This window comes from Shimia sp. W99 (assembly GCF_053851455.3).
Genome location: NZ_JBSQBU020000001.1, coordinates 2,930,983 through 2,954,305, shown reverse-complemented (window position 1 = coordinate 2,954,305; position 23,323 = coordinate 2,930,983). Strand labels below are relative to the sequence as shown.

At 60.8% G+C, this 23,323-nt stretch carries 25 protein-coding genes; 18 read left to right on the top strand and 7 right to left on the bottom strand.

All coding sequences use genetic code 11. The features are described from left to right. Positions 1-161: 161 nt before the first annotated feature. Positions 162-1,838: a cytochrome D1 domain-containing protein gene (locus ACS3QZ_RS14395; RefSeq protein WP_093092168.1), complete on the bottom strand. Its 1,677-nt coding sequence runs from the start codon at positions 1,836-1,838 to the stop codon at positions 162-164. 267 nt (positions 1,839-2,105) lie between these two features. On the opposite strand from ACS3QZ_RS14395, the gene ACS3QZ_RS14390 reads away from it, so the two are divergent. From ACS3QZ_RS14390 to ACS3QZ_RS14360, 7 genes are all read left to right on the top strand, one after another. Next, a complete protein-coding gene (locus ACS3QZ_RS14390; RefSeq protein ID WP_456038462.1) occupies positions 2,106-3,290 on the top strand; it encodes an NnrS family protein in 1,185 nt (394 codons plus the stop codon). Between the two features lie 141 nt (positions 3,291-3,431). Further along, positions 3,432-3,884: a c-type cytochrome gene (locus tag ACS3QZ_RS14385; RefSeq protein WP_093092164.1), complete on the top strand. Its 453-nt coding sequence runs from the start codon at positions 3,432-3,434 to the stop codon at positions 3,882-3,884. A 14-nt stretch (positions 3,885-3,898) separates the two neighbouring features. Beyond that, positions 3,899-5,266 (top strand): cbb3-type cytochrome c oxidase subunit I, encoded by a 1,368-nt coding sequence (locus ACS3QZ_RS14380; RefSeq protein WP_093092162.1) that lies wholly within the window; start codon positions 3,899-3,901, stop codon positions 5,264-5,266. Between the two features lie 5 nt (positions 5,267-5,271). After that, positions 5,272-6,084, top strand: coding sequence for a CbbQ/NirQ/NorQ/GpvN family protein (locus ACS3QZ_RS14375; protein WP_456038461.1), 813 nt, complete (start codon positions 5,272-5,274; stop codon positions 6,082-6,084). Between the two features lie 8 nt (positions 6,085-6,092). Beyond that, positions 6,093-8,030: a nitric oxide reductase activation protein NorD gene (locus ACS3QZ_RS14370; RefSeq protein ID WP_456038460.1), complete on the top strand. Its 1,938-nt coding sequence runs from the start codon at positions 6,093-6,095 to the stop codon at positions 8,028-8,030. Continuing rightward, positions 8,027-8,584: a cytochrome c oxidase subunit 3 gene (locus ACS3QZ_RS14365; protein ID WP_456038459.1), complete on the top strand. Its 558-nt coding sequence runs from the start codon at positions 8,027-8,029 to the stop codon at positions 8,582-8,584. Before ACS3QZ_RS14370 ends, ACS3QZ_RS14365 begins: the two co-directional genes overlap by 4 nt. A gap of 5 nt (positions 8,585-8,589) precedes the next feature. After that, complete coding sequence (locus ACS3QZ_RS14360) at positions 8,590-8,838, top strand: cytochrome C oxidase subunit IV family protein (protein WP_456038458.1); 249 nt, start codon at positions 8,590-8,592, stop codon at positions 8,836-8,838. 6 nt (positions 8,839-8,844) lie between these two features. On the opposite strand, the gene ACS3QZ_RS14355 is transcribed toward ACS3QZ_RS14360, so the two are convergent. After that, entirely contained in the window at positions 8,845-9,528 is a 684-nt protein-coding gene (locus ACS3QZ_RS14355; protein ID WP_456038457.1) for a Crp/Fnr family transcriptional regulator, read from the bottom strand. 172 nt (positions 9,529-9,700) lie between these two features. On the opposite strand from ACS3QZ_RS14355, the gene hemA reads away from it, so the two are divergent. The 11 genes from hemA to ACS3QZ_RS14300 all read left to right on the top strand — a co-directional run bounded on the left by hemA (position 9,701) and on the right by ACS3QZ_RS14300 (position 18,858). Beyond that, positions 9,701-10,927, top strand: coding sequence for a 5-aminolevulinate synthase (gene hemA / locus ACS3QZ_RS14350; RefSeq protein WP_456038456.1), 1,227 nt, complete (start codon positions 9,701-9,703; stop codon positions 10,925-10,927). A gap of 199 nt (positions 10,928-11,126) precedes the next feature. Further along, complete coding sequence (napF, locus tag ACS3QZ_RS14345; RefSeq protein WP_456038455.1) at positions 11,127-11,633, top strand: ferredoxin-type protein NapF; 507 nt, start codon at positions 11,127-11,129, stop codon at positions 11,631-11,633. Beyond that, positions 11,627-11,890 (top strand): chaperone NapD, encoded by a 264-nt coding sequence (locus ACS3QZ_RS14340; protein WP_456038454.1) that lies wholly within the window; start codon positions 11,627-11,629, stop codon positions 11,888-11,890. Before napF ends, ACS3QZ_RS14340 begins: the two co-directional genes overlap by 7 nt. 12 nt (positions 11,891-11,902) lie before the next feature. Next, positions 11,903-14,404, top strand: coding sequence for a nitrate reductase catalytic subunit NapA (gene napA / locus ACS3QZ_RS14335; RefSeq protein ID WP_456038453.1), 2,502 nt, complete (start codon positions 11,903-11,905; stop codon positions 14,402-14,404). Positions 14,405-14,447: 43 nt separating this feature from the next. Next, positions 14,448-15,308 (top strand): ferredoxin-type protein NapG, encoded by an 861-nt coding sequence (napG, locus tag ACS3QZ_RS14330; protein WP_456038452.1) that lies wholly within the window; start codon positions 14,448-14,450, stop codon positions 15,306-15,308. Beyond that, the gene (gene napH, locus ACS3QZ_RS14325) at positions 15,308-16,228 is read left to right on the top strand and encodes a quinol dehydrogenase ferredoxin subunit NapH (RefSeq protein ID WP_456038451.1); all 921 of its coding nucleotides are present in this window, start codon (positions 15,308-15,310) and stop codon (positions 16,226-16,228) included. Before napG ends, napH begins: the two co-directional genes overlap by 1 nt. A gap of 21 nt (positions 16,229-16,249) precedes the next feature. After that, positions 16,250-16,684, top strand: a complete 435-nt coding sequence (locus ACS3QZ_RS14320) for a nitrate reductase cytochrome c-type subunit (protein ID WP_093092143.1) — start codon at positions 16,250-16,252, stop codon at positions 16,682-16,684. Between the two features lie 23 nt (positions 16,685-16,707). Next, positions 16,708-17,424 carry a NapC/NirT family cytochrome c gene (locus ACS3QZ_RS14315; protein ID WP_456038450.1) on the top strand — a complete coding sequence of 239 codons (717 nt, stop codon included), beginning with the start codon at positions 16,708-16,710 and terminating at the stop codon, positions 17,422-17,424. A 3-nt stretch (positions 17,425-17,427) separates the two neighbouring features. Then, positions 17,428-17,685, top strand: coding sequence for a hypothetical protein (locus ACS3QZ_RS14310; RefSeq protein WP_456038449.1), 258 nt, complete (start codon positions 17,428-17,430; stop codon positions 17,683-17,685). An 86-nt stretch (positions 17,686-17,771) separates the two neighbouring features. Then, entirely contained in the window at positions 17,772-18,278 is a 507-nt protein-coding gene (locus tag ACS3QZ_RS14305) for a DUF2478 domain-containing protein (protein ID WP_456038448.1), read from the top strand. A 133-nt stretch (positions 18,279-18,411) separates the two neighbouring features. Beyond that, the gene (locus tag ACS3QZ_RS14300) at positions 18,412-18,858 is read left to right on the top strand and encodes a DsrE family protein (protein ID WP_456038447.1); all 447 of its coding nucleotides are present in this window, start codon (positions 18,412-18,414) and stop codon (positions 18,856-18,858) included. Positions 18,859-18,952: 94 nt separating this feature from the next. Here the strand turns inward: ACS3QZ_RS14300 and ACS3QZ_RS14295 are convergent, their stop codons facing one another. Genes ACS3QZ_RS14295 through ACS3QZ_RS14275 form a run of 5 tightly spaced genes read right to left on the bottom strand, consistent with a single transcriptional unit; the run spans position 18,953 to position 23,321 of the window. Continuing rightward, positions 18,953-19,822, bottom strand: a complete 870-nt coding sequence (locus ACS3QZ_RS14295; RefSeq protein WP_456038446.1) for an FAD:protein FMN transferase — start codon at positions 19,820-19,822, stop codon at positions 18,953-18,955. After that, positions 19,819-20,340: a nitrous oxide reductase accessory protein NosL gene (locus tag ACS3QZ_RS14290; RefSeq protein ID WP_456038445.1), complete on the bottom strand. Its 522-nt coding sequence runs from the start codon at positions 20,338-20,340 to the stop codon at positions 19,819-19,821. Before ACS3QZ_RS14290 ends, ACS3QZ_RS14295 begins: the two co-directional genes overlap by 4 nt. Next, positions 20,337-21,158, bottom strand: a complete 822-nt coding sequence (locus tag ACS3QZ_RS14285; RefSeq protein WP_456038444.1) for an ABC transporter permease — start codon at positions 21,156-21,158, stop codon at positions 20,337-20,339. The genes ACS3QZ_RS14290 and ACS3QZ_RS14285 overlap by 4 nt, the downstream gene beginning before the upstream one ends. Further along, complete coding sequence (locus ACS3QZ_RS14280) at positions 21,155-22,072, bottom strand: ABC transporter ATP-binding protein (protein WP_456038443.1); 918 nt, start codon at positions 22,070-22,072, stop codon at positions 21,155-21,157. The genes ACS3QZ_RS14285 and ACS3QZ_RS14280 overlap by 4 nt, the downstream gene beginning before the upstream one ends. Further along, positions 22,065-23,321 (bottom strand): nitrous oxide reductase family maturation protein NosD, encoded by a 1,257-nt coding sequence (locus tag ACS3QZ_RS14275; protein ID WP_456038442.1) that lies wholly within the window; start codon positions 23,319-23,321, stop codon positions 22,065-22,067. Before ACS3QZ_RS14275 ends, ACS3QZ_RS14280 begins: the two co-directional genes overlap by 8 nt. Positions 23,322-23,323: the final 2 nt, after the last annotated feature.

Below are 23,323 nucleotides of genomic sequence, written 5' to 3'. Positions count from 1 at the left end.
TTTGCCGGGGTCTGAGGGTGTTGGATTGCAAGGAGCGGGGGGCAAAATCCGGGGTTTATGCTCTGCCCGGGTTCCCCGCGGTCGTCGCAATCCGGCACCGCGGTGCAAGAAAAGAAGGGCGGGCGCGTGGCCCGCCCTTCCGAGGTGGTCTCAGGTCACGATCAGGTGACGTGGTTCGAACGGTTGTAGACGTTGAACTTGCCGGTCGGGGCGTAGAGGCCCTTCACGCGACCAATCTCTTCCAGCGTTTTCGCGTCGAAGATCACGATCTCGCCGTTCGGCTCTTTCGAGGTCGACAGGTTCCACTTGGACACCCAAACTTCGGTACCGTCAGCGTTGAACTCGAAGTGAACAGCTGCGCTGCCTTCTTCTTCGGTGATCTGGATCGTTTTCACGATTTCGCCGGTCTCTTTCGAGATGACCTGCACCGACTGCTGAATTTCAGGCTCGGGGTGCTTGGTCTGGTCCGCCCAGATGTAGTCCGAATTCGGGTGAGTCCGTACGAACAGGCCGGCACCATCGGTTTCGGTCTCGTAGCAGACTTTCCACGCCTGGTCCGGGTGGCCTTCGGGGTCGTTGCCCCAAACGGTCACAGTACCAACACCCAGGTGGGTCGTACCGGCAACCGGACCACAGTTCGGGTCGTTCCAGTTGGCGCCGGGGCCGGGGTGCGGCAGGGCTGCGGTATCGATCATCGCTTCCAGCTTGTGGGTCTTGGTGTCAACCACAACCATCTTGTTCGAGGCGTTTGCCGCGATCTGGAAGTAACGACCTGTCGGATCAAAGAACCCATCGTGCAGGAACTTGGCCGAGTTGATCTTGTCGATCCGCAGGTTGTCGAGATCGGTGTAGTCCACCTGCCACAGCTGGCCGAGTTCTTTCACGGCAACGATCCAGGTCGGCTCGTTCGGGGTGGTGTAGATGGCGGCCACGCGGGCTTCTTCCACATAGTCCCCGTCCACGTTTACACCGCGGGTCGAAACGACTTTCAGCGGTTCCATGGTTTGTGCGTCGACGATGGCGAAGTGCGGAGGCCAGTAACCGCCACCGATCACGTATTTGCCGTCGCCGGAAACGGCCACGTCACGTGCATCGTATGCGATCTTGACTTCCGAAACCAGCATCTTGTCCGGCGTCTGCCAGAGGTCGATCTTGGTCATCTTGCCGTCGCGGCCCATCGTGTACCAGAAGCGGCCCGGGTTTTCCGGCTCTTCCAGCTTGTGGTGCTCGGAGGCTTTCAGAACGTGCACCGCGTAACCGGTGGGGATGTGTGTCAGCACTTCCTTGGTGTCGCCGTCGACAACGGCCACTTTACCTACGTCACGCTCGATGACGACGAAGAAGTTTTCCCAGTTGCGGCCGTGCAGCGGCTCGGTCGGGTAATCGGCTTCTTCGACATAGACCTTGCGGGTCTCTTTCATCTGAGCGAGCGACATCTCCGGCGGCTTCGGCGGATCCATCATGATGTAGGTCGCCATGTCCTTGATTTCCTGCTCGGTCATGATGTCCGAGAAGTTGTTCATCCCGCCTTCGGTACCCCAGGCGATGATTTTTTCAAGGCGTTCCTGGCCAAGCTTCAGCGTGCCACCTTCGGTGACGGTGCCATCCTTGGCAGTCTTTTTCCAATGCGGCTCCAGGTTTTTGCCGGTGGCGCCTTTACGCAGAACGCCGTGGCAGCCCGCGCACTGTTCAAAGTACAGTTGTTTGGAGGCTTCAAAGGCTTCCTCACTCAAGGTGGGGCCTTCTGCCAATGCGGGCGCAGCGGTGGAGCCAAGCAGCAAAGCAAAGCCGACTCCCAGTGCCCGACGAGATTTTTTGTAGGTGATTCCAAGCGACATGATCACTCTCCTTTGCTGGTGAGGCAGGTCGGATATGAGGGGGATCACCGATTCCAATCCTTGACTTTTGTTAGCTCCCCTTCCGATTTGCAAAGACGTCGCAGTGAAAAATTTCGCCGCCCTTTGACAATTGTTAAGAGCGGCCGCAGGCGCAGACATATTCTTGCACGCAAGAGCAGATGGCGTGCCGCTCCCTTCTCATCCAAACGGCACGCCGCCAGAAACCCGCCCCCATCGGGGCGAGCGCAGATCAATGGAGAAGGTCAGGTGTCTACTCTCAAACGTATTCTGAGCGAGGGCTTTCGGGTCTTTTTCCTGTTGGCCGGCCTTTACGGTGTGTTCGTGGGGTTGGTCTGGGCGGTGTGGCTGATCACGGCCACCGGCACCGACGCGACGTTCCTGTACGCGCATGACCCGATCATGTGGCATGCCCATGAGATGATCTTTGGCTATGCCGGGGCCGCCATGGGCGGCTTCTTCCTGACCGCTGTGCCGAACTGGACCAACACGCCCGCCGCGCGCCTTTCCTTCTTGTCGGTGGCTGCGGGGCTGTGGCTGGCCGGGCGGCTGGCCATGTGGTTTTCGGGGGCGCTGCCTCCCGGCCTTGTCGCGGCGTTCGACCTGTCCTTCGTGCCAATTCTCGGGCTCAAAATCGCGACTCAGCTGATCAAACGGCCCAAACCGCAGAACCTGATGTTCTTGCTGATCCTCACCCTGCTCTGGCTCGGCAATCTGACGGTGCACCTTGAATGGAGCGGCGTGACCCAGGATAGCGCCGCAACGGGGCTGCGGGCAGGTCTGTTTGCGCTCTGTGCAATGATCGTTGTGCTGGGTGGCAGGATCACCCCGGCCTTCACGCGCAACGCGATGAAGCGGGAAGGTGTGCCAGAAGAGCAATGGCCCGCCGCATGCGCGGTCTCCGACCGAGCGTCCCTTGTGCTCGGTCTGCTCCTGCCTGTGTTTCTTCTTCTTCCCGTTCCCGGCGTCCTGCCGGCCATCGCGGCCATTTTGCTGGGGGTCGTTCAGGTGCTCCGCATCAGCCGGTGGCGCGCGGGCTGGGCATGGAAACAGCCGATTCTCTTTGCCCTTCATCTCGGACTCGGAACGCTGGGTATCGGCCTGATTCTCTGGGGTGCGGCCGGATTGGGTCTTGGCCACGAGGTTGCAGCGCTGCACGTGATTGGGATTGGCGGTGTCGGGGGCATGACCCTGGCCGTGATGAGTCGTGCCGCGCTCGGGCACTCGGGGCGCCCCCTGGTCGCGCCCCGCGCCGTGGCATTGTCCTACGGGTTGCTGGCCCTGACGGCGCTGGCGCGCTGGCTTGTCCCGATCCTGAGTCCCGATGCCTATTTCCCGTTGATGGCGGGCATCAGCCTGCTTTGGGGCTGTGTGTTCATCCTGTTTGTTCTCAGCCTTTGGCCTGCTCTGACACAACCCCGTGTAAGCGGCTAAATACCTGAAAATACAAAACTAAGAAGAAAACCCTCATGTTTTCCCCAGCAATGAATCCGCAAGCTTGACTTTTGTTAAGGAAGATCGGCGGACCTCCGCCGATAAGTGTTCCACTATCAACCTGGCGCAAAGGAGAGCCCAATGCGCGAAGTCATGACAAAAAGCATGGCCCGAAACATCTTCTACGGCGGGTCACTGTTTTTCATCATCATCTTCCTGGGACTATCGTTCCATTCGCATCGCTATATCGTCACTACCTCCACCAACGTAGAAACCCTGTCCGAAGAAGTCGCGCTGGGTAAAAAGGTGTGGGAAGATAATGCGTGTATCAACTGTCATACGCTCTTGGGCGAAGGGGCATACTTTGCACCCGAGCTTGTGAACGTGATGACCCGCTGGGGCGTCGATGACGACCCGGAGGCCGCTTTCGAAACCCTGAAAGGCTGGATGGAAGCCATGCCGACCGGGATCGAGGGACGCCGCCAAATGCCCAACTTCAATCTGAGTGACGACGAAATCCGTCACCTGTCCGAGTTCTTCCTGTGGATCAACACGATCGACGCGCAGGACTGGCCACCGAATGAAGCGGGTTAAGGAGGTCTGAACCAATGAAATACAAATCTCAAAAAATCGCGCTGGTCTACTTTGCCGTGGCAATGGGCCTGTTCGCGATCCAGGTTCTGGGCGGCCTTCTGGCTGGCTGGATCTATGTCTCGCCGAACACGCTGTCCGAGCTTCTGCCGTTCAACATCGTTCGGATGCTGCACACCAACTCGTTGGTTGTCTGGTTGCTGCTGGGCTTCTTCGGCGCTGCCTACTTCCTGATCCCGGAGGAATCCGAGCGGGAAATCCACAGCGAAAAGCTTGCCTATCTCCAGCTTCTGATCCTCGTGGTCGGCACGCTGGGCGTGGTTGTGACCTATGTGTTCAACCTGTTCGAAGGTCACTGGCTGCTGGGTAAAGAAGGCCGCGAGTTCATCGAACAGCCCAAATGGGTCAAGGCCGGTATCGTCGTGGCCGCGCTGATCTTCCTCTACAACATCTCGATGACGGTGTTGAAAGGCAAGAAAACCGCGATCACCAACATCCTGCTTCTGGGTCTCTGGGGTCTGGCGCTGCTGTTCCTGTTCAGCTTCTACAACCCGCATAACCTGGCACTCGACAAAATGTACTGGTGGTACATCGTGCACCTGTGGGTGGAAGGCACCTGGGAATTGGTGATGGCCTCGATCCTCGCCTACCTGATGCTCAAGCTGACCGGTGTTGACCGCGAGGTCGTCGAGAAGTGGCTTTACGTGATCGTCGCCGCCGCCCTGTTCTCGGGTATCCTTGGTACAGGTCACCACTACTACTTCATCGGTACGCCCGGTTACTGGCAGTGGATCGGCTCGATCTTTTCGTCGCTCGAAGTTGTTCCTTTCTTCGCCATGATGGCCTTCGCTTTTGTCATGGTCTGGAAAGGGCGTCGTGACCACCCCAACAAAGCTGCCCTCCTGTGGTCGCTCGGCTGTGGTACTCTGGCGTTCTTCGGCGCGGGTGTCTGGGGCTTCCTGCACACGCTGCATGGTGTGAACTACTACACCCACGGCACGCAGATCACCGCCGCTCACGGTCACCTGGCCTTCTACGGTGCCTATGTCTGTCTGAACCTCGCGATCATCAGCTATGCCCTTCCGGTGCTGCGCAACCGTGATCCCTACAACCAGGTTCTCAACATGGCGTCGTTCTGGATGATGACCTCGGGCATGGTGTTCATGACCTTCGTCCTGACCTTTGCTGGCACCGTGCAAACGCACATGCAGCGTGTTCTTGGCGAATACTTCATGGACGTTCAGGACTCGGTGGAACTCTTCTACTACATGCGCTTTGGTGCGGGTCTGGTGGTTGTCCTCGGTGCGATCCTGTTCATCTACTCGATGGCAGTACCGCGCAAGGAAATCATCGAAGCCGGCTCGGCTGAGACGCCTGCGGAGTGATGAAAATGGACGGTTCAATGAACCCCGAACTGAAGGGGGCGGCAGACGCCCCCTTCTACCTCGCCCAAAGCGACGAATGCGACGTGTTTGAAGCTGCCTCATCCAACAATCTGCCGGTTCTCCTCAAGGGTCCGACCGGCTGCGGCAAAACCCGCTTTGTGGCCCATATGGCCGCGAAACTGGGCCGCCCCCTTTACACGGTTGCCTGTCATGACGATCTGGCCGCCGCTGACCTGATCGGGCGTTACCTTCTCAAGGGTGGTGAAACGGTCTGGGTCGATGGCCCCCTCACCCGCGCGGTGCGCGAAGGGGCGATCTGTTACCTCGACGAGGTGGTCGAAGCGCGCAAGGACGTGACCGTGGTGCTGCACCCGCTCACCGACGATCGTCGCATCCTGCCGATCGACCGCACCGGCGAAGAACTCGAAGCCGCTCCCGGCTTCATGCTCGTGGCGTCCTATAACCCGGGCTATCAGAATATCCTCAAGACGCTGAAACCGTCGACACGGCAGCGTTTCATCTCGGTCGAATTCGACTTCCCCACACCCAATCTCGAGGAGAAGGTCGTGGCCGAGGAAAGCGGTCTGGAGCTGGAGCGTGTGAAACCGCTCGTGCGTCTGGCCAACAAGCTGCGCGGCCTCAAGGGGCAGGATCTGGAGGAAGGGGTTTCGACCCGCCTCGTGGTCTATGCCGCCACCCTGATCGCGCAGGGAATGAACGTGGATCGCGCCATTCGCGCGGCCATGATTGAACCGCTTACTGATGACGAGGACATCAAACGCGGCCTCTTCGATCTTGTCACTGCTGTCTTTGGGTGAGGCCGGTAATGGCTAAGATCGAGTTTGAGCCATGGGAACCCGAAGAAACCGTCGGGAAACTGTGGCACAATTTTGCCAGTCGCCTTGATGCGCCAGAGGCGCATGATGAGGCCGGAGTTGACCTTTCCGAGGTTGGCGGGCGGCTGGCAGTTCTTTTCAGGGGATTGGGGGGCAGTTCGAGCGTCGAACTGCGCCCCGTCTCCGACGAGATTTCCCGTCACCGTCTGAGCTGGCGCCGTCGCCTTGGCACCGAGGCCGAGTTGGTTGCGCGCACAAGCTTTGACGGTGAAATCCTGCGTCTGCCGTCGCGTCTGGCCGTGTTGCCCACGCGCGAGGCAAACGGCGCGATGTATGTCTGGCTGGCCGCCGTGGCTGCCCATGCGCCGGACCGCGTGGCCGAGGATGACCCGCTGCGCGCCGATCTGCGCGCGCTGGCCGCATCGCGCAAGATGGTCGCTGACACGCTGGAAGACGCGCCCGGATTGCGCGATCTCTATCATGCGTTGTGTCAGGGTATTCTGCATTATCGCTTGAAATCGGACCTGCCCCGCGACGAGGCGGCGGTGGATGACATCGTGCGCCACATGCTTGGCGACGACCTTCCTGCCAGCGCGCAACCGCTTTGGCAGGCCATGGAAAACGACGCGCTTGACGGAATTTCCGCACCGCGCGGATACCAGACATTCCGGCCCGTTCCGCTGTGGCCCGAACTGCGCCCCGTGCAGTTCTCGGAAGGCCACGAGGTCGAGAACCGCGAAACCGAAGGCCCGCCGGAAGAAGGCGATACCAACGAGAAAACCCACCGTGCACGCCGCCGCAAGTCGGATCAGGCCGAGCGCACGGACAGTTTCATCCTTCACAAGTTCGAAGCGATCCTGAGTTGGGCCGAGTTCCTGAACCTCAACCGCCGCGTGGATGACGACGATCCCGACAATGCCAAGAAAGCGGCGGATGATCAGGACGAGATCGGCCTGGGACAGATTTCCAAGGCCCCGCCGACCAAGCTCAAGCTGCATCTTGATCTCGCCCCTGAAGACGTCGACCGCGAGAGGCTTTCGGGCAAGATCATGTATCCCGAATGGGATGTGCGCACGGGCCAGTATCTGCAAGATCACGTCTGTGTTCTGACCTCGGATGCCGAGGCGAAAGAGGAAAATCAGGCCTATGCCCGTGATCCGGTGGCGGCGCGGCGCATTCGGGCCGTCAAAAAGCAATTCGAGGCGCTCCGCCCGGGCCGCGTGACCACGCGCGGGCATCTGGACGGCGATGCGCTGGATATGGACGCCACCGTGCGCTCGCAGGTCGACCGGATTGCCGATGGTGAAGGCTCTGACCGGATCTGGCTGCAATCGCGCCCCGAAGCGCGCGATCTGGCCGTGTCGATCCTGCTTGATGTCAGCCGCTCCACCGAGAGCGCCATTACTGGCCGCGCCGTGATCGACATCGAGCGCGAAGCGCTGGACGCGCTGGCGTGGGGTCTGAATGCTTGTGGCGATGATTTTGCCATTCACGCGTTCTCCTCGCTCAAGCGTGACCGGGTATATATCCAGAAATGCAAAGGCTTTGACGAACCGATGAGCCCCCTGGTGGAACAGCGGATCGGCAGCTTGCGCCCCGGCTTTTACACCCGCCTTGGGGCGGCGATCCGGCATGTGTCCGCGGATCTGTCCGAACAGACCCGCAAGCGCCGGTTGCTGCTGGTGATCACCGATGGCAAGCCAAACGACCTTGACCACTACGAAGGGCGCCACGGGATCGAAGACACTGCGATGGCAGTCCGCGAGGCGCGTCGTGCCGGACATGCGGTCTATGGCGTGACCGTGGACCGGGACGGAAAAAGCTGGTTTGCGCGCATGTTCGGGCAGGGCGGCTTCTCGATCATCCCGGACCCGGATAAGCTGATCTATGCCCTGCCGCAAATCTACAAGCAGCTGGTCACGGGATGAGTCAAACAGACAGCACGCATCCACCGGGCGCCTTGCCGGGCGAACTCATGATGTGGGTGCTGATCATCTCGGAACTGTTGGTGTTCGGAGCCGGACTCTTGGCCTTTATGGGGGTGCGCTTGACCGATCCGGCTGGCTTTGCCGAGGCGCAATCGCATTTGCACCGCACCGGGGCGGCGCTCAATACCGGGGTGCTGGTCACCTCGGGTTACCTCGCAGCGCGGGCCTATCTTTGGCGGGTCGGCGGCGCGCGTCTGAAGGCGCGTTTGGCGCTGGTCGGCGCGGCGGCGCTGGGCATCGTGTTCCTGATCATCAAGGGAGCGGAGTACGCCGACAAGGCCGCGCAGGGCATTGCGTGGGACACGCACCCGTTCTTTACCTTCTACTACCTGCTCACGGGTTTTCACGCTACGCATGTCGTGGCAGGTGTTGTGCTGTTGCTGCTGGTGGCGTGGAAGGACGCGCCCCGCAATATCGAGGCCGGGGCGCAGTTCTGGCACATGGTCGACCTGGTCTGGGTACTTCTGTTCCCGGTGATCTACCTGTTGGGATGACGCTGATGACGCACGCAAAGCTCACTCGCGCCTGGGCCATGCTGGTCGGACTGTCTCTTTTTGCGGCAGCATGCTCGATGGGTTTGCCGATCCGCATCGCGGCACCGGCAATCCTGTTGCTCGCGCTACTCAAGGCGCGGATTATCCTGCGCGATTATCTTGACCTGGCATCCGCGCCAAGCTGGGCGCGGGGCTTTACCCTGACGCTGAGCCTGTTCTGCGCAACGATTCTGGGTCTCTACCTTGCCGGGTGAAACGCCCTAATGCTCGACTTCGACGTAATCACGCAGCGTTTCGACATCCTTGATGCGCGCCACGTCTTTCTCGATCTTCACGCCGGCATCCTTGAGCCGCGCAAAGGACCGCGACAGGCTCTCGGGTTTCATCCCCAGTCTGCCCGCGATCAGCACCTTGTCATAGGGCATCTTGACCGTGCAGGACCCGCTTTCGCAATCCGCAAGGCTCAACAGGAACTCGGCGACACGCTGTGCACCGGTCTGCGCCTTGAGCTGCTCCAGCTGGCTGACCAGAGAATGCAGGTGGTTGAAGGTTGACGACAGGATGGTCAGGCCAACTTCGCTATCGTGCCGGATCAGATCGACAAGCGTGTTGGTCGGGATATGCATCACGTCGCAGGCGGTCGCCGCCTCTGCCGAAACCGGATAGGGCATATGGCGCAGCGCCACGGCTTCGCCAAAGCTCTCTCCGCGCGCAAAAACACTCACCACCGCCTCGTTGCCGTTCGGTGTGACGCGGTAAAGCTTTACCCACCCATCCAGCACGATATGGATCGCGGTGGCTTCCTCATCCTGAAGAAACAGGGTTTCGCCGCGGTCGTAATGCCGCCAGAGCGCCTTGCTCAGAAGCGTTTCGATATGTTGATCCGGCAACGCCTTCATCAACAGCGCGTTCCGCGCAATTGCCTTGTGAATTTCGTGTGGCACGCGTGTTTCCTTAAGTCCTGTGGCCCGCTCTGCGGCCCAACATGGCAACAGCCCTATCAAATGAATGACGAGACGTCCATGACATGCGGATCGACGCTGCTCTTGACGTTGGTCAAGAATTCACCGGCCTGAATGTGGTTTCTGACACTCAAGAAACCGCAAGAGGCCCGCCATGGATTTTCAGAGCTACTTTTCAGACCGCCTGACTGCGCTGCAAGACGAGGGTAACTACCGCGTCTTCGCCGATCTCGCCCGCTATCGTGGCGATTTCCCCCGTGCGGAGCACACCGCGCAATCGGGACAGCAGCAGGACGTGACGATCTGGTGCTCGAACGACTATCTCGGCATGGGTCAGCATCCCGACGTGACCGGCGCCATGCATGACGCACTGGATCGCTGTGGCGCCGGGGCAGGGGGCACGCGCAACATTTCCGGCACGACGCATGACCACGTTCTTCTCGAACGTGAACTGGCCGATCTGCATGGCAAGGAAACCGCGCTTCTCTTTACCTCGGGCTATGTCTCGAACTGGGCGGCGTTGGGGACGCTGGCTTCGGAAATTCCTGACATGATCGTGTTTTCGGACGCGCTCAACCATGCTTCCATGATCGAAGGCATTCGCCACTCACGGGCACAGAAGGTCATCTGGAAGCATAATGATCTGGCTGATCTCGAGGCCAAGCTGGCTGCGGCGCCTGCCAATGCGCCCAAGATGATCGCCTTTGAATCCGTCTACTCGATGGATGGTGACATCGCTCCAATCGCGGAAATCTGTGACCTTGCCGACAAATACGGCGCGATGACCTATCTTGACGAGGTGCATGCCGTGGGTCTTTACGGCCCGCGCGGCGGCGGTATTGCGGAGCAGGAAGGTCTTATGGATCGCCTGACCGTGATCGAAGGGACGCTGGGCAAGGCATTCGGCGTTGTCGGCGGATACATCGCCGCCTCGACCGAACTGTGTGATTTCGTGCGCAGCTTTGCCAGCGGGTTCATCTTCACCACGGCATTGCCACCAGCAGTCGCCGCTGGTGCGGCCGCGTCGGTGCGCCACCTCAAGCAATCGGGCAGCGAACGCCAGGGTCAGCGCGACCGCGTGGCCGCGGTGCGCGCCGGTCTCGACGCGCTTGGCATCCCGCATCTGCCCAATCCGAGCCACATCATCCCGGTGATGGTGGGTGACCCAGTCAAATGCAAATTCATCTCCGATACGCTCATGGAAGAGTTCGGGATTTACATCCAGCCGATCAACTATCCGACCGTGCCAAAGGGTACGGAACGGCTGCGAATCACCCCGTCCCCGGTTCACTCCGAGGCGGATGTCGCTCAACTTCTTGGTGCTCTTTCTGAACTTTGGAATCGGTGCCAAATGGCAAGGATTCCGTGCGCCGCCCAGTGAGAAACCACTAAAAGGTGCACGATTCAGTCATGTTTTATTGGCTCGCAGCAGAATTGCTGCGGGGCAGCATCTACTTATTCAATTTTTGGAATTTTTACAGGGACTTAATCCAGAAAAATCTGCATTTGTATGATGCAGATCAAGTACCCGACTCGGGGTTTCGCTCTATGGCTATGTCGATGTTTTCGCGAGCAAGAGCATGTCTCATAAGCCAGCCCGTCGTTCCTTCCTGAGAGGCCGCTTTACGCGGCCCAATGTCATGCGTCCTCCCGGCGCATTGACACCTGACGACTTTGCCGAGATCTGCACCAAGTGTGATGCCTGTATCAAGGCCTGTCCCGAGGCGATAATCTTCCGCGACGAGGACGGGTTGCCTAAGGTCGATCTGACCAAGGGAGAATGCACCTTCTGCGGGGTGTGCGCATCGGTTTGCGAGCCAGAGGCCATTCTGCCTGCCGAGGGCTGGAACTGGCGTGCGAAACCCACGTCGTCCTGCCTGAACCTGCAGGGCATCACCTGTCGGACGTGCGAAGATCAGTGCGAACAGCGGGCCATCCGGTTCCGCCCCCAGCTTAACGGACGGGCCGACATCACCTTTGACAGCGACACCTGCATCGGCTGCGGCGCCTGCGCGGCGGCCTGCCCGGCGGGCGCTGTTGCCTTTCACCAAATCACCCCCCAGCACAGCGAGGAAAAGCCATGCTGAACATCTGCGGATGCCTGGTCCATGCGACTCCGGAAAAGGCCGAAGAAGTCATTTCCGCGATCAACGCGACCGAAGGCGGCGAGGTGCACGCCCATGAAAACGGGCGCATCGTTGTCACCGTTGAAGACACCGCTGACAAACGCGCATCGGATCAGATCATGGACATGCACCAGATCCCCGGCGTGCTGACCGTCACGCTCACTTATCACCATTTCGAACCGCTCGGCCCCGACACGGCCGCCGCGCATACGCTCTGAGGAGGCCCTGCCATGACATTGCCAACGTCCCGACGTTCCTTTCTGAAAGCCTCGGCCGCCGCCGCAACCGCTTCGGCTGCCGGGATCACCCTGCCCAGCGCCGCTGCCGCACAGGTCGGCACCCCTGACATCCGCTGGGACAAGGCCGCCTGCCGCTTCTGCGGCACCGGCTGCTCGGTTCTTGTCGGCACCAAGGATGGCCGCGTCGTCGCCACCCAGGGTGACCCCAAGGCGCCCGTGAACCGGGGCCTGAACTGTATCAAGGGCTACTTCCTGTCCAAGATCATGTACGGCGAAGACCGCCTGACCCAGCCGCTGCTGCGCAAGACCAACGGCAAGTACGACAAGGAAGGCGAATTCACACCGGTGTCGTGGGAAGAGGCCTTCGACATCATGGCCGAAAAGTGGAAAGCCGCTCTCAAGGAAAAAGGTCCCGATGGCATCGGCATGTTCGGCTCGGGCCAGTGGACCGTCTGGGAAGGCTATGCCGCGTCCAAGCTGATGAAGGGCGGCTTCCGTTCGAACAATATCGACCCGAACGCGCGTCACTGCATGGCGTCCGCCGTGGCCGCCTTTATCCGTACCTTCGGCATCGACGAACCGATGGGCTGCTATGATGACCTCGAGCACGCCGATACGTTCGTGCTCTGGGGCTCGAACATGGCCGAGATGCACCCGATCCTGTGGTCGCGCCTGACCAACACCCGCCTGACCAAGCCGGGCAGCCAGGTGCACGTGCTGTCGACCTTCGAACACCGCTCGTTCGAGCTGGCCGACAACGGCATGATCTTCAAACCGCAGACCGACCTCGCGATCCTGAACTTCATCGCCAAGTACATCATCGACAATGACGCGGTGAACTGGGACTTCGTGAACAAGAACGTCAACTTCACCAAGACCCCGACCGACATCGGCTATGGCCTGCGCCCCGAACACGCGCTGGAACAGGCAGCCGCCAATCCCAGCCACGAAGGCAAACACGGCAAGCTCGAGAAGATCGATTTCGAGGCCTACAAGGAATACGTCTCGGAATACACGCTCGAGAAAGTCAGCGAAATGTCCGGTGTTCCGGAATCCGCGCTGCTGCGCCTTGCTGCCCAGTACGCCGACCCGGACCGCAAGGTCATGTCGCTCTGGACCATGGGCTTCAACCAGCACACCCGCGGTTCGTGGGTGAACTCGCTGATGTACAACGTCCACCTGCTTACCGGCAAAATCTCCGAGCCGGGCAATTCGCCCTTCTCGCTCACCGGTCAGCCGTCGGCCTGTGGTACCGCGCGCGAGGTTGGCACCTTTGCCCACCGTCTTCCCGCCGACCTCGTGGTCGCCAACGAAGGCCACCGCACCTTCTCGGAAGAAAAGTGGAAGCTGCCCAAGGGTCTGCTCAACGGCAAGGTCGGCGCCCACGCGGTTCTGCAGCACCGTCACCTCAAGGATGGCAAGATCAACGCCTACTGGGTGCAGTGTACCAACAACATGCAGGCGGCGCCGAACATCAACGAAGAAGGCTGGCCGGGCTATCGTAACCCCGACAACTTCATCGTGGTGTCCGATCCCTATCCGACCGTTACCGCGCTCGCCGCTGACCTGATTCTGCCCACCGCGATGTGGGTCGAGAAGGAAGGCGCCTATGGTAACGCCGAGCGTCGCACCCAGTTCTGGCGTCAGCAGGTCAAGGCACCGGGTCAGGCTCGGTCTGACGTCTGGCAGGTGATGGAGTTCTCCAAGCGCTTCAAGACCGACGAAGTGTGGCCGGCCGAGATCCTCGATGCCAACCCCGAATACAAGGGCAAGACCCTGTTCGAGGTGCTCTATGCCAACGGTCAGGTGGACAAGTTCCCGCTGTCTGAAACCGCAGAAGGCTTTGACAATGACGAATCCGAACATTTCGGCTTCTACATTCAGAAGGGCCTGTTCGAGGAATACGCGTCCTTCGGGCGCGGCAAGGCGCACGATCTGGCCGACTTCGATGTCTACCACAATGCCCGCGGTCTGCGCTGGCCGGTCGTCGATGGCAAGGAAACGCTCTACCGCTTCCGCGAAGGCTATGACCCCTATGTGAAAGAGGGCGAAGGCGTCAAATTCTACGGCAAGCCCGATGGCAAGGCGAACATCATCTTCGCGCCGTTCGAACCCGCCCCGGAAGAGCCGGATGCCGAGTATGACCTGTGGCTGGTCACGGGCCGTGTGCTTGAGCATTGGCACTCGGGCTCGATGACCCGTCGTGTGCCGGAACTGCACCGTTCCTACCCGTCTGCCGTGGTCTACATGCACCCGTCGGACGCCAAGGATCGCGGTCTGCGCCGGGGTCAGGAAATCACCCTGTCGACCCGTCGTGGCGATGTGGTGAGCCGGGTCGAAACCCGTGGCCGGAACAAGATGCCCAAAGGGGTTGTGTTCATGCCGTGGTTTGACGAAAGCCAGCTGACAAACAAGCTGACGCTGGACGCGACCTGCCCGATCTCGAAAGAGACCGACTTCAAGAAATGTGCCTGCAAGATTGAGCGCGCCTGACGCGCTCACCTTCTGGCTCAATAGCTAACCCCAAGAGAAACCCATGTCCGCCAAGTCGACACAGATCAAGAACCGCGACCGCCGCCGCTTCCTTCAGGATGCAGCGCGCGGGGCGGCAGGCTGTGCCGTGGCGGGCATGGGACTTACCTGGCTGGTTCAGGACGCCCGCGCCCTGCCAGACCGTGCCATCCGCCCGCCGGGGGCTCTGGCCGAAGATGATTTCCTGTCTGCCTGCATCCGCTGTGGTCTTTGCGTGCGCGATTGCCCCTATGACACGCTGGTGCTGGCCGAACTGGGTGTGGATGGCGCTGCCACCGGCACGCCGTTCTTCACCGCCCGCGACATCCCTTGCGAGATGTGTGACGACATCCCCTGTGTCGCCGCCTGCCCGACAGGTGCGCTCGACAAGGGGCTGACCAATATCGACGACGCCAAGATGGGTGTCGCCGTCCTGATCGATCAGGAAAACTGCCTGAATGCGCTGGGCCTTCGCTGTGACGTCTGTTATCGCGTCTGCCCCGTCATTGACGAGGCGATCACGCTTGAGACCACGCATAACGCGCGTTCGGGTCACCACGCGATCTTCATGCCCACGGTGCATGCCGACAAATGCACTGGCTGCGGCAAATGCGAAAAATCCTGCGTTCTGCCGGGCGAAAGCGCAATCAAGGTGCTGCCGATGCGCACGGCGCGTGCCGAAGCCGCCGACCATTACAAACGCGGCTGGGAAGAGAACAACCCGCTGGTTGACGAGCTGATCGACCTGCCCGACCGCCTGCCCGGACCGGGCACGGACAACCTTGTTGCGCCCGGTGGCTTTACCGGGGACACGATCCCCGATCCAAGCATGCAAGGCGGGTTCAATCCGTCCTTCTCGCTGCCCGGCACAGGGGGGTCGAACTGATGAGTGACAAGACCCATCTCCCCGTCGGTGCCGAAGCCATCCGCGACAAAGGCTGGTTCAACGCCCACCGCTTCCTGATCCTGCGTCGGGTCAGCCAGGCGTTTTTCCTGTCGCTGTTCCTGTTGGGGCCGTGGTTCGGCATCTGGTGGGTCAAAGGCAACCTCTCGGGGTCGATGACCTTTGACATACTGCCGCTGACCGACCCCTTCATCACGCTCCAGGGCCTGGCCGCCGGCCACTGGCCCGAACTCACGGCGCTTATCGGCGCGCTAATCGTGGGCGTGGCCTATGCGCTCATTGGCGGCCGGGTCTATTGCAGCTGGGTCTGCCCGATCAACCCGGTGACAGACGCGGCCTCTTGGCTTCACCGCAAGCTCGACCTGCCCAAGGGCTGGCAGCCCAAGCGGGGCACCCGGTATTTCATGCTCGGCATGGTGGTCGTTGTTTCGGCCCTGACCGGCACGATCGCATGGGAGTTCGTGAACCCGATCTCGATGCTGCATCGCGGGCTGATCTTTGGCATGGGCTTTGCCTGGGCCTTCGTGATTGGCGTCTTCCTGTTTGATCTGATCCTCGCGCGGCGCGGGTGGTGCGGCCACCTCTGCCCCGTGGGCGCCTTCTATGGCCTTCTGGGCCAGAAATCCGTGCTCCGCATCACCGCCGACAAACGCGAAGCCTGTGACGATTGCATGGACTGTTTCGCCGTGTGCCCGGAAATGCACGTGATCACCCCCGCCCTGCGCGGCTCGGACGAGGACACCCCTCTGATCCTGTCGCCGGATTGTACCAATTGCGGCCGTTGCATCGACGTGTGCTCGGTCGACGTTTTCCACTTTACCCATCGTTTCGACGAGACGCCCGCGCCGGGGCGTGTCCGAACTCGATCCAACCCTGCGCCAAAGGTCGGCAAAGCCGCCTGAGCGAGCCAAGGAGATAGCAAGATGAAAAAACAACGCCTCATCAGTGCCCTGACCATAGCGGCCGTGGTTGCCGCAGGCGGCCTGGCCGTCGCTCAGCAGGCCAGCAATGTCAAAAGCCTGCGCGGATCGCAGGTTGATGAATACGTGCCGCTCGAAGACAACTACCGTCAGGAAGAAAAACGGTTCGTGCGCAACTATCGTCAGCAGCCGCCGCTGGTCCCACACCAGATCGACAGCTACCAGATCGACCTCTCGGCAAACCAGTGTCTGGCCTGCCATGACTGGAGCAATGCGGGTGAACGCGGCGCACCAACCCTGTCGATGACCCACTACCTCGACCGTGACGGCAACCAGCTTGACAGCGTGGCTGGCACCCGCTGGTTCTGTAACCAGTGTCACGTACCGCAGGCCGAAGCGCCCGCGCTGGTCGACAATACCTTCAACCCCTCGAACTGAGGCGCGCGGAAAGGACAACGATCATGTCAGACCAAGACAAAAGACCGGGGCTGCTCGGCCGCATCTGGGGCTGGTTCTGGAGCCCGTCCGGGGTGCTCAGCGTGGGCTTCACGCTGATCGTCGGCTTCATGGCAGGCATCCTGTTCTGGGGTGGATTCCACTGGTCCATGGAAATGACCAACACCGAGGAATTCTGCACCGGCTGCCACACCATGGAAACCAACCTTGGCGAGTACCGCGAAACGATCCACTACAACAACCACTCGGGTGTGCGTGCGATCTGTTCGGACTGCCACGTGCCCAAGGAATGGAACCACAAGGTCAAAGCCAAGGTGATGGCAGTGAAAGATGTCTATCACGAGCTGATGGGCACCATCGACACGCCTGAGAAATACGAAGATCACCGCCTGAAGATGGCCTCGCAGACCTGGAAGAAGATGAAAGCGTCCGACAGCCGTGAATGCCGGAACTGCCACAACTTCGATTACATGGACTTCACCATTCAGGAGACCCGCGCCGCCAAGGAACACCAGCGCGCGATCGACAACAACATGACCTGTATCGACTGCCACCAGGGTATCGCGCACCGCCTGCCCGAAGGCTATCTCGACGAATACAAGCGCGTTGTTGACGAGCTGGCGATGGAGAAAGGGCCCAAGTCGCTCAAGACGGCGGATGCCAACCCCGGAGCTATCAAGGGCTACCTGAGCAAGACCACTTCAGAGAAAACCGGAGACTGATCCATGCTTAACTTTCTGGGCACGATTGCCGGTAACATTCTTGGCCTTGCCGGTATTCTGGGCTTCACGCTTGGCCTGATGACCCGCAACCTCTTCCTTGCCGCAGGCATGGGTGCCGTGGTCGGCTTGGTCGAAACCTTGGGGTTTGCCGGGTTCGACATGGCCAAGGTTGAAATTCTGGACCTGATCATCGCGATTGGCGTGGGCCTGATGGCGGGGGCGCTGGGTTGCGCCGTCCGCGTCAAGGGCACCACGGTCTGAGTCCGGATCGAATGTATAGGGCGGGCTGACGAAGCATCGTTGGCCCGCCCCTCGCGACAACCTCCATTCTTTCCCGGAGAAACGCAATGAAACTCGCCTATGTCCTGACCGACCAGACCGGCGATCTGAACCGCGCCCTGGCCGCAACGGCGCAAGCCCTGATCGCTCAGGGTTTTCGGGTGGCTGGAACCACCCAGACCGACACGCCGCGTCCAAAGACCCACCATTGCGATATGGACGTGCAGGTGCTGCCGGATGGACCGGTCCTGCGCATCAGCCAGGATCTTGGTGAGGGTGCAAAAGGCTGCCGGCTGGACGCCGATGCGCTTGAGCGCGCCGTGGGCTTGACCTTGCCACGTCTTGACGATGCGGAACTGCTTATCATCAACAAGTTCGGCAAGCACGAGGCCGAAGGGCGCGGGTTTCGTGAATTGATCGCCGAGGCGCTGAGCCGCGACATCCCGGTTCTGGTGGGCACAAACGCACTGAATGTCGAGGCGTTTCAGACGTTCTGCGATGGCATGGCAATCCGTCTGCCCGCTGATGCGCAAGCGTTGGTTGGCTGGCTTTGTCCCGCGGCCAAGGCGGCCTGATCCACAACCTCAAACCCGTTTAGCATTACCTAAGGGCCATGCGACAAGTTGGCCCTTGAGCCCTCGCACGGCTTTCTTCACATATTCCACAATAAACATATCATAAAATTGGAATATTGAGTCGGAGGATCCCATGACCAACATCTTTAAAACGCTTGTTCTGGTACTGGCCGTCGCGCTGAGCCCGTTTTCGGCGCAGGCCGAGGACGGAAAACAGCGCCTGTTCGTGAACCTGACCACCGATGATACGTGGGCGGCTGCCAAGGCGATCATGTTTGCACATCAGCGGGCGCAGAACGCCGGGTATGACGCGGCGATCTGGATGAATGTACGCGCCGTTTATCTGGCGGACAAGAAACGCCCAAGCCACGTGCATGGCCTGATGGCGGACAACGGCACATCGATTCAGGACATGTTGACCGCGTTTATGGCCGATGGTGGTACGGTCATCATGTGCGGCGCTTGCTCCAAAGCGGCCGGGCTGACCAAAGCGGACTATATCGACGGCATCCAGATGGGCAATCCAGAGCTGGTGCAAAGCTGGCTGTTTGATCCAAATACCAAAACACTGGGTTGGTAACCCCCGCCCGCTCGCCGTTCAGTCGGCGCGTGTTTTTCCCGGGCGAGGGCCAAGGACAGGCGGTGCCAAAGCGCCGCCTGTTTTTGTGACTAATTCAGACCGAGGCCTCGATCCGGGCGCCCGCGTACTGCGACACAAGCGCGGCACCTGCGTCTTCGCTCATCAGGCAGAGCGCGGTGGACAGACCGTCGGCAATGACGGCGCGCGGGGCCGATACCGACACAAGGGCGCGGTGCGGATCCTTGCCGGCGGGATGCAGGATGTGACCCTGATCCCCGAGAACCGTTCCCCGAACCGCCGACGTCGCCAACGCGCGATCCTTGAGCGTCAGGCGTGCGATTACCTCGCCTTGCGGCGTGGCAACGCCTGCTTTCCACGGCGTCCCATCCGCACGTGCACCCATGGCGGCGATCTCGCCCATGTCCATCAGCACGTCACGCAGCCCCTCGTTGCGCAGCAGCGCCGTAATTCGATCGGTCACGAACCCTTGCGCAATCCCGTTCAGTGTCAACGCCATCCCCGGTTCCAGCACGACCTTGCGCGCATCAAACCGCACGCGGCTCCAGCCGACCGGCCCATCCGCACCCTGACCGGCCATCGCCCGCCACTTGGGTTGAATGCTGGGGTCAAAAACCCCACCGCTCGCGCGGTGAAGACCATCAGCAAGGCTCAGCACCTCAAGCAGTTCCGGCGCCGGGGCGTCAAGCTGCCCATCCCGGTTCAACGCAACCAGCGCGCTGTCACGATAGAGCGAGAAAATACGCTCCAGACGCACCAATTCCTGCTCAACATGCGCAAAGATCGGCGCGGCTTCAGTATCGCCCAATCCCGCAATTTTCATGTAGGTCGTGGCGCCAAGCGCCTGTCCGCGCCAGGTGGCAGTTGTCAGAGTTGCAGCCCCGGCAGGCAGGGCCACGCTCGCCGCGGCAATGGTCAAAAAATGGCGACGGTTCAAAACACTCATGAAGGTGTCTCCAAAGTCAAAGTCATATCAATAGCGCCAATCGCGGCTTCGTCCGGGATTGCATCAAGCGACACCACCCGGCCACCCCAGCGTTTGGAAAACGCCTCGGCAGCACCGCGTCCGGCAAATGGAACAATTTCCGGAGCGCCCATGCCCCCACGGACCGGCGCGCCCACAACAAAGACCGCCCTCTCGGCGTCGATCCAGTTGCCAATTCCGGGTGTTTCCCAATTCTCGGCCACACCCATGTCACTGACATAAACGGCAGTGATTTCTGCATCCCGCTCGGGGCTTTTGAGATAGGCCACCATGTCCCGCACCTGCGCAAAGAACAGCGGGGCGGGGTGCCCGTCGAGATGAATCTGCCCTTTGGGGCCGCCATGTTCGGCAACATTCATCTGGCAGAAATAGCTCAGCGCCTCTTCTGTCAGGTCCGCAGGCGGGGGCGGCGCCTTGGCGACGTCCTCCTTGCAGGCGGCAAGGGTCAGCGCGGCGATCAGAGCAACGGCAAACCTCATGGTTCAACCCTCCGAAAGGCTCCCCGGGCGGCGACAAAGCCAAGGAAAGGCCAGATCATCAGCGACACCGGAGCGGCCCAGGCGGGCAGGGCGCGCGCAGCCCCCACCATGCCGGACGAAAGCGCTACGCCTTCGCTCCCGGCAATGTTCCACACACGGAACGCATCTGCGGGGTTGGCCACCATCAGCCAGGGGAAAAGCGTCTGGGTGAACCAGCCCCCCGAATCCATCACCACGGCACCCAACAGGCCAAGGTCGTAAAGCACCACGAAAATGAGCCACAGCCCCGCCGACATGCCCGCTGCCGCAGTGCTCGATTTCGACAGGGCCGACACCAGATAGCCCAGCGTCAGGAACACCGCGCCCAAAAGAACGCTCGTGGCGATCAGCCGGGCCAGCGCCAGGAGGCTTTCTGAACCTGCCCCGCCAAACCACGCCGCCACGGCACCGGCACTTCCGAAGCCCACCCCCATGGCGATGGTCAGCGCCGCCAGATGCGCGGCGAACTTGCCCAAAAGCACCTCACCGCGTCCCGCAGGATAGCTCAGCAAAAGGCCCAGAGAACCGCGCTCGGCCTCGCCGGCGACGGCATCAAAGGAAATCATCAACGCCAGAAGCGGTGCCAGATACACCGACAGGGTCGTCATGGACGCCACCGAAACGGTCAGCATGTCCACCCCCAGAGACCCTGTCGGCGCACTGCCCGCGAACGTCAAAGCAAGTGCAAAAAGCACCATGATCAGCGTGGCCATGAACAGCCAGCGATTGCGCCGCAGAATGCGCATTTCACATTGCGCGATTGCCAGGAAACGGGTCATTGCAGCCCCTCCTTTGCGTAATGGCGATATAGATCTTCCAACCGGGGCGGCGTGATTTCAAGATCGGCCACCGCATCGCCCATCGCCGCGATTTCGCGCAGCGTGGCCATCTTGTCAGCAGCCTGAATTTCGATCTCGACCGACGCGCCATTGATCCGGCGTCCACCGGTCCGGGCTGCAATTGCAGCGGCATCTTCGCTCGCCCGGATCCGCACGCGTGTCGGAAGACCCGCCTGCGCACTCAGACCCTGAAGGCTGTCATTCGCAACCAGAACGCCCTTGCGCATGATCGCGATCCGGTCGGTGCGCGCCTCGACCTCGGTCAGGGCATGGCTGGCGATCAGCACGGCGGTGCCTTGCGCGGCCAGCTCGTCGATGATGGCATAAAGATCCTGCCGCGAAATCGGGTCGAGCCCGCTTGTCGGCTCATCCAGAAGCGCCAGTTTTGGCTTGCCCAAAAGCACCTGAGCAAGGCCAAGCCGCTGTCGCATCCCCTTGGAATACGTGCCGATACGCCGATCCAGCGCTTCGCCCAGCCCGACACGTTCCAGCAACGCGGCGATATTGGCCTTGACCCCGGCCAGACGGGCAAACAGCGTCAGCTGTTCGCGCCCCGTGACCGCAGGGTGAAAACTCACCGCTTCGGGCAAAAAGGCGGTTGCCGCGCGCGCCTTGGCGCTGCCCGGTTTGCTGCCACAGATCGAAATCTCGCCGCCCTCGGCCTTGATCAGACCCAGAACCGCCTTGATCAGTGTCGATTTCCCGGCCCCGTTATGGCCCAGAAGCGCGACCCGCTCCCCTGCGAAGAGGTCAAGATCGACCCCGTGCAGCACCTGCACCTTGCCGCGAAACTTGTTCAGGCCCCTGATGCTCAGCACCGGATCAGAGCCAACTTGCGCGTTTCCCTTATCCATCAGTCTTCACCTTTCTGCCCGCCTCGGGCATCTGTGGCGTCATCAGCGGATTGCTGTCGATCACACCCCCCGGCAACAGCGCCGGGAAAGCAGATTGCGACCAGCGCACCAACTGTACGGCAGGCGACCCCATCAAGAGCTTGGCCGCCGGTTGGGTCCACAGCACGTGATCCATGCTGTCATTCGGACGGAACGGTTGATCCGCCACCCCGTCGCCATCGACGTCGAACCCGGAATTGTCGCTCCAGTAATTGCCCCGCCCGTCGCGGGACCATTCATACCAGTTGGTCGACACCAGCTTGACCTGCGTGCGGTTGCCCACAAAGCTGTTGCCAAGGATGTCGTTCTTGTCCGACCCGGTGAAATGGATGCCAATCGCGCAGCTTTCGAACCAGTTGCCGGAAAAATCATTCTTGTGCGAGTTATAGAGGAAGGCGCATTTTTCCTTGGCGCCGCGGACGTAGTTGTCCCTGATCTCGCTGCTGTTGGTGTAGTTGAAGGCAATCCCGTGTTCGCGGTCATCAAGCGAGGCATTGCCGATCACCTGCACGTTCTTGGTGAACATGATCGCATAGCCAAGATCATTGCCGATCGACACGTTGCCGCTGACTTCGCTGCCATTGGCATACATGAAATGCACGGCAAAGCGCAGGTCGCGGAACAGGTTGTTCTTGAACACGTTATCGCGGCTGGAGTTGACGAAGATCCCGTCACGTCCCCAGCGAATATCATTGCCGTCCACGACGGCGCCGGGCGCGTTCCAGATATAGACGCCGTTGCCCCGGTCGTTCATGCGTTGGTCCAATCGGCCTTCGACCACGTTCCCGGTCACAAGCGAATGCTTGGCGCCGTGAATGTCGATGCCGTAAAGGTTGCCTTTGACCACGTTGTCGCGCGCAATCGCGCGATCCGCGGTCTTGGTCAGCTTGATGCCACTGTCGATCTCGCCATGATCCGAGCCCGAGCCGATCACTGTCAGACCCTGCACAATCGCATCTTTCGCGGTGACGGTCACAACCGTGCCGCTGCCTTGTCCGTCAATCGTGGCATGGCCCTGCCCATCAAGGGTCACGGCGCGGTCGATCACCACGTTTTCCGAATAAGTGCCAGGACCAAGGCGAAGGACGTCGCCGTCTTCCGCCTTGGCCAGTATCTCGGAAATGGCGCCTGCCCGCACCGGCACATCCCATTCCGCCGCACCGAGGGGAGCGGCCAGCAGGGAAAGCAGGAGGGGCAGGAACCGTTTCATGT